Source organism: Mesorhizobium sp. P5_C1, from assembly GCF_054049815.1.
On the sequence record NZ_JBFULQ010000196.1, the window covers coordinates 1 to 9,484 of the forward strand.

Genomic DNA, 9,484 nt, shown 5'->3' on the forward strand with positions numbered 1-9,484 from the left:
ATGTACCGGCGACCATCAATGGATTCATGTCGACCCTGAGCGGGCGCGACGGCAAAGCCCGTTCCGCACGACGATCGCGCACGGCTACCTGACGCTGTCGATCATCGGCGCGCTGGCGCTCGGCATGGGCATCGTGCCCGAAAACACCCAGGCTGCGTTCAATTACGGTTTCGACAAGGTGCGTTTCCTGGCGCCGGTCAAGGTCGGCGCGCGCATCAGGCTGCGCGCCGTTCTGCTGTCCATGGAGGACAGAGGCCCTGGCCAGTATCTGATGAAGGCGGCCAACACGGTAGAGATCGAAGGCGAGGAAAAGCCGGCGCTCACCGCTGAAACGCTGGTCATGCTCTACGAGCGCCGCAAACGGGCAGGGGCCTGAGCCTTACGAAACGCTGGGCTGCGCGCGGCCAACGGTGCGGGCCGAGAGCAGCGCAAGGACCAGCGCGACCAGCGCCAGTGCCGTTGCCGTCTGAAAGGTGACCTGCATTCCCCGGGCGGCGGCCGCGGAACTCAGAATGTCTTGTTCCCCAGCCGATGCGACGGCGAAGACGGCGCCCATCAACGATGCGCCGGTGATGAGGCCGAGATTGCGCGACAGATTGAGCAGGCCAGAGACGACACCGCGCTCGCCCGCGCCAACACCGGTCATGATCGCTGCATTGTTGGACGTCTGGAACAGCGCGTAGCCGATGCAGGTGACGGTGATCGGCACGACATAGCTGGCAATGCCGAGTTTCGTCATGGCGAGCGACAGCAGGAACGTGCCGATGGCAAGGCTGGCCGAGCCGGCAACCATCATCCTGTGGGCCCCGAAGCGATCAGTCAGGCGTCCGGCCAGCAGCGCCGACAGGGCCGAGACGAGCGGACCGGTCGACAGCACGAGGCCGACCCTTGCGGCATCGAGCCCGAGCCCGCGCGACAGGTAGAACGGTGCAACCACCAGGGTCGCCATCATCACCGTCGCGACGACGAGGCTCATCGCCAGGCTGGCGCTCAACTGGAGGTCACGAAAGCTGGCAAGCTTGATCAAAGGGTTCTTCACTTTTGCCTGCGCTGCGGCGAACAGAACGACGCCGATGCCGGCAGCTATCAGCAGGCCGAGGTTGAGTGCGCCGAAATTGCCCCTGCCAAGCGTCATGGCCAGCGCATAGGCGGCCAGCGTCAGGGCCAGCAGGGCAGTGCCCACGGCGTCGAACTTGCCCCGATCAGCCTGGGCTGGCTTGCCGCGCGCCGGCAAGGCACGATAGGCGAGAGCGAAGGTGAGCATGCCCAGCGGCATGTTGACGAGGAAAATCGCCCGCCAGCCGAAGCCCGCGATCAGAAGGCCGCCGAGCGAGGGCCCAAGTGTCGTGCCGATTGCGGACATGGCGCCGAGCAGGCCCATGGCGCTGCCGGTTTTGGCCTTGCTCACCGTTTCGGCGACAAAAGCCAGCGTCAGCGCCATCATCAGCGCCGCACCAAGTCCTTGCACGGCCCGCGCGGCGATCAGCAGCCAGAGCGTTGGCGCCAGGCCGCAGAGTATGGACGCCAGCGTGAACAGCGCGATGCCGCCAAGCAGCAACGGCCGGCGCCCGAACATGTCGGCCAGCCGTCCGGCGCTGACAATCAATGTGGTGATGGCGAGCAGATAGGCCAGAACAACCCACTGCACCGACTGGAACGAAGCGCCGAACGCCTGCATCAGCGACGGCAGGCCGACGCTGGCAATGCTGGTTCCCAGCGACGACAGCAGGGTGGCGAGCGAAAGGCTCGCCAGCGCCCGGCGGGAGGATTGGGGCGGCGCCGATACGCGCTCATTTTGCTCTGCGATTGCCAAGGCGATCTCCTTTCCATCGGCTCCATAACCGGAGCTGTCGGAGATCTAGTCTTTTGGCTGATATGGCGGAAGACGCAGTATTTGCATGCTATTCGTGCATCAAACGCCATATCACGTGCTATGATCCGCGGATGGCATCGCCCGATCTCAATTTGCTCGTCGCCCTCGACGTTCTGCTGACCGAAGGCAGTGTGGCGCGCGCCGCCAATCGTCTTGGTCTAAGCCCCTCGGCGATGAGCCGGACGCTGGCGCGGCTGCGCGAGGCGACGGGCGATCCGCTGCTGGTTCGCGCCGGCCGCGGCCTGGTTCCGACACCGCGTGCGCAGGAGTTGCGGCAGCAGGCTGGTCGCGTCGTCCAGGATGCGGAAGCACTGCTGCGCCCTGCCAGGCTCCTCGACCTTTCGGACCTCGCCAGGACTTTCACACTGCGCACCAATGAAAGCTTCGTGGAAGAGTTCGCGCCGCGCCTTGTTGCTCGCATCGAAGCGGAGGCGCCATGCGTGCGACTGCGTTTCGCGCCGAAGTCAGACAAGGATGTCACGCCGCTGCGCGAGGCGGCGGTTGACCTGGAAATCGGCGTCGCCAGTGAAACCGGACCCGAGATGCGTATTCAGGCCCTGTTTCGCGACCGCTTCATCGGTGCGGTGCGCGCTGGCCATCCCYTGAGCGAGGGCGTCGTGACGGCCGAGCGCTACGCGGCTGGCCGCCACATCAGTGTTTCGCGGCGTGGCCGCGAGAAAGGGCCGATCGATGAAGCCCTGGAGCGGCTTGGACTCCAGCGGACTGTCGTGTGCATGGTTTCAAGCTTCTCGGCCACGCTTGCGATGGCGCGCGCATCCGACCTGATCGCCAGCGTGCCCGAGCGGCACACCGAGGGCGCGCGCGCCGGCATGCACAGCTTTCCGCTGCCGGTCGCCACCGTGGAGGTCACCATCTCCATGCTCTGGCATCCGCGTCTCGATGCCGATCCGGCGCAACGCTGGTTGCGCGACTGCGTGCGGGAGGTCTGTGCGACATCTCGCTGACCGGCAATCAACGCGCCATCGCCGCCTCAACCACCTTGAAAATCCGCTGGTCTGCGCACTGGGCAACGTTGAAGCGCAGGAAGCGGCTGGCTGTCTGGGACAGGCTGAACGCATTGCCGGGCGCCAGCACGATGTTGTCGGCGAGAGCCCGGCGGGCGACTTCGGCCGCATCGACGCCATCCGGCAGGCTGCACCACAGGAACAGCCCGGCCGGCTGGTCGATCCAGGGCGTGATGCCGATTGCCTTCAGACGGGTGCTCGTCTCGCCCATGGCGCGCGAAAGCCGCGCCCGCAGCAGATCCATGTGCTTGCGGTAGCTGCCGTCCTTCAGCAGCGTCAGCACCAGTTCGGCCGCAAGCCGCCCGCCGCCGAAAGTGGTGGCGATCTTGAGATCGGTCAGGCGCTCGATCCAGTCGCGGGGCGCTGCGATGAAGCCGCAGCGAACAGACGCCGACAGCGTCTTGGAGAAACTGCCGATCTGGACGACCCGGCTCAGGCCATCGAACGCCGCCAGCCTGGGGGCGGGCGCATGTTCGAAATCGGCAAAGATGTCGTCCTCGACGATGGTCAGGTCGGATTGATCGGCGAGCTTGAGCAGCCGGTGGGCCGTGACTGGCGACAGGATCGCGCCGGTCGGGTTGTGGATGGCCGAATTGGTGATGTAGAGCCGAGGCCGGTGCTCGGCCAACGCCTGCGCGAACAGGTCGATGTCCGGCCCTGACTGCGTGTAAGGAACGCTGACGACCTTGGCGCGGTGGGCGCGCAGCAAAGCATGAAAATTGAAGTAGCAGGGATCGTCGACCAGTACCGTGTCACCGGGCTCGATCAGAAACCGGCACAGGAGATCGATGGCCTGCGTGCCCGATTCCGTCAGCATGATCTGTTCGGGAGAGGCTTCGATGCCATGCTCGGCCATGCGCCGCGCCAGCAGGTTCCGCAGCGGCGGCAGGCCGAGCGGCGTGCCGTAGTCGGCGAGCGCGACATCATCGGCGCGCGCCACGGTTCGCAGCGCGCGGCGCAACCCTGCCTGGGGCATCCACGCGGCCGGCAGCCAGCCGCAGCCGGGTTTCAGACTGTCATCGCCTGCCTCCAGCGACTGGCGCGAGATCCAGAGCGGATCGACCGCGCGATCGAGCCGGGGACCGATCTCGGCCAGAGACAGCGGCGCCAGCGAGCCGGCGGCATAGAAGCCTGAGCCCGGTCGGGAGCGGATCGCGCCTTCTGCGGCGAGCCGCTCATAGGCTTCGACCACGGTGGATTTGGAAACCTGCATGGATTTGGCGAAGGCGCGGATCGACGGCAATCGCGCCCCCGGAGTCAGGCTGCGCGCGGCAATCCGCTGGCGGACAGTCGCCATCACGCTCTCGACCAAAGTGACCGTGTCCTCAGTCTCAAGCGCTGGTATCGTCATCTGTACTGCCTTGTCGACCATTACAGTTTTGAAAAATTGTACCCCATTGTCACTGGCGACGCCATAGGCGCAGGCCCGATAGAGGGCGAAACAAAACGGAGCCTGTGATGGACAAGATGGCGAGCGGCTGGGTGAACGGATTCGTCGGCGTGCTGATTTTCAGCGGCTCGCTTCCGGCAACGCGCGTCGCCGTGATGGATTTCGATCCAACCTTCGTGACATCGGCCCGCGCGGCGATTGCCGGACTGCTTGGTCTCGCCCTGCTGCTGGTGTTCCGCCAAAAGCGCCCGGAGCGAGGGGATTTGCTGTCGCTGGTCATCGTCGCGCTCGGCGTGGTGGTGGGTTTTCCCCTGCTGACGGCACTGGCGCTCAAGCACGTCACCTCGGCCCACTCCATCATCTTCGTCGGCCTGCTGCCGCTGGCGACGGCGATTTTCGGCGTGCTGCGCGGCGGTGAACGTCCTCGCCCGGCGTTCTGGCTGTTCTCGTGCGTGGGCAGCGGGCTTGTCGCGGGCTTTGCCCTGATGCAGGGCGTGACAGCCTCGCCGGTCGGCGATGGTCTGATGCTGGCCGCCATCGTCGTCTGCGGCCTGGGTTATGCCGAGGGTGCAGCGCTGTCGCGCAAGCTCGGCGGCTGGCAAGTGATCTGCTGGGCGCTGGTGCTGTCGCTGCCGATCATGCTGGTGCTGACTTTCGCGACGCTGCCGCCATCCTTTGCCAGTGTCGGCTCCAACGCCTGGATCGGGCTCGCCTATGTCTCACTGTTCAGCATGCTGATAGGCTTCGTGTTCTGGTACCGCGGCCTTGCGCAAGGCGGCATCGCCGCCGTCGGACAGTTACAGCTTTTGCAGCCGTTCTTTGGCCTGGCGCTGGCGGCGACGCTGCTGCATGAGCAGGTCAGTCCGCTAATGGTGGTCGTGACGCTCGGTGTTGTGCTATGCGTGTTCGGCGCGAAGAAATTTGCCAGGTAGTTCCGGGGCGGCGGCTCTTGTCCCTAGAACTTCGTCACCACGCCGATGCCGATGCCCTCGAAGCCGCCCATCGCCATCAAGGCCGCGGGCGCCTCGTCGAGGCTGATCTTCTTGCCGACCAGAAGTTCGGGCTTGAGCTTGCCGTTGCGGATCATCTCCATCATCGCCTGGTAGCGATAGGCCTGCATGCCGTGGCTGCCGAGAATCTCGAGCTCGAAGGCAATCACCTTGTCCATCGGCACCTGTGGGCGGGCGTGCTCCCCCAGCATCAGGCCGACCTGCACATGGCGGCCGCGCCGGCGCAGGTTCGCGATCGAGTTGAATGAGGTGGTGGGGTGGCCGAGCGCGTCCATCGACATGTGCGCACCGCCATTGGTGATCTGCTTCACGGTCTTGACGACATTCGGCGTTTTCGACGCGTTGATGGTGGCGACGGCGCCGATCTTCCTGGCGAAATCGAGCTTCTCGTCGGTGAGGTCAATGGCGATGACATTGGCGCCCATCGCGCTGGCGATCATGATCGCCGACAGGCCGACGCCGCCGCAGCCATGCACCGCCACCCATTCGCCCGGCGTCACCCGACCCTGATCGACGATGGCGCGAAAGGAGGTGACGAAGCGGCAGCCGAGGCTGGCGGCGGTGGCGAATTCCATCTCGTCGGGCAAGCGCACGAGATTGGTGTCGGCGTGTTCGATGGCGACATATTCGGCGAACGAGCCCCAGCCGGTGAAGCCGGGCTGCGTCTGATGTTCGCAGACCTGGTGATTGCCCGAGGTGCATTCGAAGCAATGGCCGCAACCGACTGCGAACGGCACCGTGACGCGTTCGCCGGCCTTCCAGCGGGTCACATGCTTGCCGGCGGCGACCACGACACCGGCCAGTTCGTGGCCCGGCACATGCGGCAGGCGGATGCCGTCGTCATGACCCATCCAGCCATGCCAGTCGCTGCGGCACAGTCCGGTCGCCTCGACCTTGATGACGACGCCATCGGCAGCCGGTTTCGGATCGGGAACGGTCTGGATCGTCGGCGCTTCGCCGAATTTCTCGAAGACGACGGCTTTCATTGGCAACTCCCAACCTTCAAACGGCCTGTGGGAAACGATAGCCGATTCCCTGTCCGGTCAAGCGGAAATCGATTCCGCCAGACGGACTGACCAGTTGGCGCTGGCGCTACGCGTCGGCGGCCTTACTCGGCATCGATCTGGTTCTGGGGAGCCGCCTTCTGGAACGCCGAAAGGGCCATGCAGGCGGCGTTGATGCGCGCGATGGTCGGGTAAGGCGTCATGTCGAGGCCGAAGCGGGCATTGCTGGTGACCTGCGCAGCCAGGCAGATGTCGGCCAGGCCCGGCATGTCGCCATGGCAGAATGTACCTGTCTCGGCCGAGGCAGCCAGGATCTTTTCCAGCGGCTGAAAGCCTTCGTTCACCCAATGGCGGAACCAGTTGGTGATGTCCTGGTCGCCGGCGCCGAACAAAGTGCGCAGCGAGGTCAGCACGCGCAGATTGTTCACCGGATGGATATCGCAGGCGATCATCTGCGCCAGCATCCGGACCCGCGCCCGGCCAGCCGCGTCCTTCGGCAGCAGCGGCGGTTCGGGACGGGTTTCGTCGAGGAATTCGATGATCGCCAGCGATTGCGTCAAGAGCGTCCCGTCATCGAGGATCAGCGCCGGCACCAGACCCTGCGGATTGACCGCGAGATAGGCGGGCTCCAGATGCTCGCCATGGCGCAGGTGATGCGGGACATAATCATAGCTCAGCCCCTTCATCTCCAGCGCAATCCGCACCCGATAGGAGGTGGAGGAGCGATAGTAGTTGTGCAGGACGACGTCGCTCATGCGCTTACTTCGGTTGGCCGATGGTGACTTCGATCGTGCCGATGCCGTCGACACCGCCGGTCATCGTGTCGCCGGCACGAACCGCGCCGACACCGGCCGGCGTGCCGGTGAAGATCAGGTCGCCGGGTTCCAGTTCCACCGCCTCGCTGCAGATCGATACGATATCGGCGATCGGCCAGATCAGTTCGGCGAGGTCGGCATCCTGCCTGACCTTGCCATTGACGGCGAGCCAGATGCGGCCCTTTTGCGGGTGGCCAGCTTTCGCCGCGGGGACCAGCGGGCCGCAAGGCGCGGAGCGGTCGAACGCCTTCGACCAGTCCCAGGGCCGCGCCGTCTTCTTGGCTTCATCCTGCAGATCGCGGCGGGTGAGGTCGATGCCGACGCCATAACCCCAGACATGATCTAGAGCCCGCTCGCGCGTGATGCGGAAGCCTGGCTTGCCGATCGCAGCGACCAGTTCGATCTCATGGTGCAGATTGCCGGTCAAGGGTGGGTAGGGGATGGTGGTGCCGGAATCGACCACCGCATCGGCCGGCTTGGTGAAGAAGAAGGGCGGATCGCGCTCGTCATTGCCGAATTCGCGGGCATGCGCCGCGTAGTTGCGGCCGACGCAGAAGATGCGGCGCACCGCAAAGCGCTCGGGCGAGCCGGCAACGGCCACCGATGATGTTGCGGGCGAGGGAAGGACGAAGGCGGTCATGTGGGTCTCTGCTTGGTTGCCGGAACATTCGGCCGATTTGTGCGCCCGGGCAAGGCGAAGTGATCGAGAAAGCGCGGCCGCGCTTTCCGACGGAGATGGCGATGTACTATTTGGCAATAATCTGGCCATGGTCGCGAGGCTATTCTAAAGCGCGTCGCGTTTGAACGGATTTGAGGCGACGCGCTTTAGGTCTTTGTCTCATGCATGTCGTTCACCCAAAACCGGGGCCACTTTTGGGCGACATGCATCAATCGCCCCCGAACCGAAATGAACCCATGACCGCAGTCCACGATCGCGCCCGGTTCCTCATCATCGACGACCACCCGCTGTTTCGCGAGGCGCTGCACAGCGCGGTGCAGATGGCTTATCCGGAAGTCGACACGGTGGAGGCGCGCTCGATCAGCGAGGCGCTCGATCTTCTGGCCGGCGCCAAGCCGTTCGATCTGGCGCTGCTCGACCTCAGCATGCCCGACGTGCACGGCTTCGACGGACTGCTGCAACTCCGAACCCGCTATCCGCGCCTGCCGGTGGTCATCGTCTCGGGTTATGAGGAACCAAAGATCATTTCCGAGGCACTGTCCTATGGGGCGGCCGGCTTCATCCCGAAATCGGCGCGCAAGAGCGACCTCGCCGCCGCCATACGCTCGGTGATGGAAGGTGCGATCTATGTGCCGGAAACCTATGAAGCCCGCACGCCCGACGCCGACAGCGTCGACCGTGCCGACATGGTGCAACGCCTGTCGACGCTGACGCCGCAACAATTGCGCGTGCTGCAGATGCTGCGCCAGGGCCTGCTCAACAAGCAGATCGCCTATGAGCTGCAGGTCGGCGAAACCACGGTCAAGGCTCATGTGTCGGAAATCCTGCGCAAGCTCAATGTCTACAGCCGCACGCAAGCGGTGATCGAGGTGTCGAAGCTGGACAATGCGGAGCTGTTCAGGGATCAGGCTGGGTTTTGAGCTTTTACCTTTCCCCTTGTGGGGGCGATCCGCGAAGCGGAGCTGGGTGGGGGGCAACGATGTTCGGGCAGGGCGTGGTAAAAAGTGCACTGTCACCGCAATTGCAAGTGCACTGTCACTGTATTTCGCAATTGCCGTAGTTCCATTCTAGTCCTCGATCAATTCAGGTAACGCAAACCACCCATCCTCGACATCAGGTTCGGCGAAGCTGTCGACTGACCATACTTCAATAATATTCTCTATTATCTCGCTCTCACTGACTCCATATCTGTGATCTCGGACCCATTTCCCCATGTTGCCGGTCACCGGAATCCCGCCGCGCCTAAAGATTTTCTCGAGGCTAACACGCGTAAAAGTCTTCAAATCCTCACCCGTGAGCTCAAATTCATGCCGTCCTACCGGAATGATTTGCCAAAGCCCGATAGCGTCACGATCTAGCTCATTTGGCATATTTTCAAGCCACTGACGCAGAGGCCAACCGTAGGCTCTATGTTTCTTTTGATAATCCATTTTAGCTCACTGCTGATGTATCTTCGAATCTTTAATCAAATCAGGATGCGAAATATCGATAGAGGGTTCACTTTTCACGCTGTTTCGAGGCCACAAGAATTACCAAGAATGACGCAACGGTGACAGTGCACTATTTTCCTGAATCGGCGAATTACGGTGACAGTTCACTTTTTCTGTTCGCTGCGCGCCTCGCGTTCCTGGTTTCACGGCCTGGCTCGGCAATCTGCTCGACAAATGCATCGATAAGGAGTGCACTGT

The 9,484-nt window shown here is 63.6% G+C and carries 10 protein-coding genes; 4 read left to right on the plus strand and 6 right to left on the minus strand.

Annotation, left to right across the window (positions count from 1 at the left end):
* Positions 1 to 376, plus strand: a 376-nt coding sequence (locus ACXJ7R_RS16785) for a MaoC family dehydratase (protein ID WP_457152817.1), incomplete at its 5' end; no start/stop codon positions are given.
* Between the two features lie 3 nt (positions 377 to 379).
* On the opposite strand, the gene ACXJ7R_RS16790 is transcribed toward ACXJ7R_RS16785, so the two are convergent.
* Positions 380 to 1,813 (minus strand): MFS transporter, encoded by a 1,434-nt coding sequence (locus tag ACXJ7R_RS16790; RefSeq protein WP_457152818.1) that lies wholly within the window; start codon positions 1,811 to 1,813, stop codon positions 380 to 382.
* Between the two features lie 131 nt (positions 1,814 to 1,944).
* Here ACXJ7R_RS16790 and ACXJ7R_RS16795 point away from each other — a divergent pair, with 131 nt between their 5' ends.
* A complete protein-coding gene (locus tag ACXJ7R_RS16795; protein ID WP_457152819.1) occupies positions 1,945 to 2,838 on the plus strand; it encodes a LysR family transcriptional regulator in 894 nt (297 codons plus the stop codon).
* 7 nt (positions 2,839 to 2,845) lie between these two features.
* On the opposite strand, the gene ACXJ7R_RS16800 is transcribed toward ACXJ7R_RS16795, so the two are convergent.
* The gene (locus ACXJ7R_RS16800) at positions 2,846 to 4,249 is read right to left on the minus strand and encodes an aminotransferase-like domain-containing protein (protein WP_457152820.1); all 1,404 of its coding nucleotides are present in this window, start codon (positions 4,247 to 4,249) and stop codon (positions 2,846 to 2,848) included.
* Positions 4,250 to 4,356: 107 nt separating this feature from the next.
* Here ACXJ7R_RS16800 and ACXJ7R_RS16805 point away from each other — a divergent pair, with 107 nt between their 5' ends.
* Entirely contained in the window at positions 4,357 to 5,220 is an 864-nt protein-coding gene (locus ACXJ7R_RS16805) for a DMT family transporter (protein WP_457152821.1), read from the plus strand.
* Between the two features lie 23 nt (positions 5,221 to 5,243).
* Here the strand turns inward: ACXJ7R_RS16805 and ACXJ7R_RS16810 are convergent, their stop codons facing one another.
* The 3 genes from ACXJ7R_RS16810 to ACXJ7R_RS16820 form a co-directional block, all read right to left on the minus strand.
* Positions 5,244 to 6,284, minus strand: a complete 1,041-nt coding sequence (locus ACXJ7R_RS16810; protein WP_457152822.1) for a zinc-dependent alcohol dehydrogenase family protein — start codon at positions 6,282 to 6,284, stop codon at positions 5,244 to 5,246.
* A gap of 122 nt (positions 6,285 to 6,406) precedes the next feature.
* Positions 6,407 to 7,057 carry a maleylacetoacetate isomerase gene (maiA, locus tag ACXJ7R_RS16815; RefSeq protein ID WP_457152823.1) on the minus strand — a complete coding sequence of 217 codons (651 nt, stop codon included), beginning with the start codon at positions 7,055 to 7,057 and terminating at the stop codon, positions 6,407 to 6,409.
* A 4-nt stretch (positions 7,058 to 7,061) separates the two neighbouring features.
* The gene (locus tag ACXJ7R_RS16820) at positions 7,062 to 7,757 is read right to left on the minus strand and encodes a fumarylacetoacetate hydrolase family protein (RefSeq protein ID WP_457152824.1); all 696 of its coding nucleotides are present in this window, start codon (positions 7,755 to 7,757) and stop codon (positions 7,062 to 7,064) included.
* A 275-nt stretch (positions 7,758 to 8,032) separates the two neighbouring features.
* Here ACXJ7R_RS16820 and ACXJ7R_RS16825 point away from each other — a divergent pair, with 275 nt between their 5' ends.
* A complete protein-coding gene (locus ACXJ7R_RS16825; protein ID WP_457152825.1) occupies positions 8,033 to 8,716 on the plus strand; it encodes a response regulator in 684 nt (227 codons plus the stop codon).
* Positions 8,717 to 8,863: 147 nt separating this feature from the next.
* Here the strand turns inward: ACXJ7R_RS16825 and ACXJ7R_RS16830 are convergent, their stop codons facing one another.
* Positions 8,864 to 9,226: a hypothetical protein gene (locus ACXJ7R_RS16830; protein WP_457152826.1), complete on the minus strand. Its 363-nt coding sequence runs from the start codon at positions 9,224 to 9,226 to the stop codon at positions 8,864 to 8,866.
* Positions 9,227 to 9,484 lie beyond the last annotated feature (258 nt).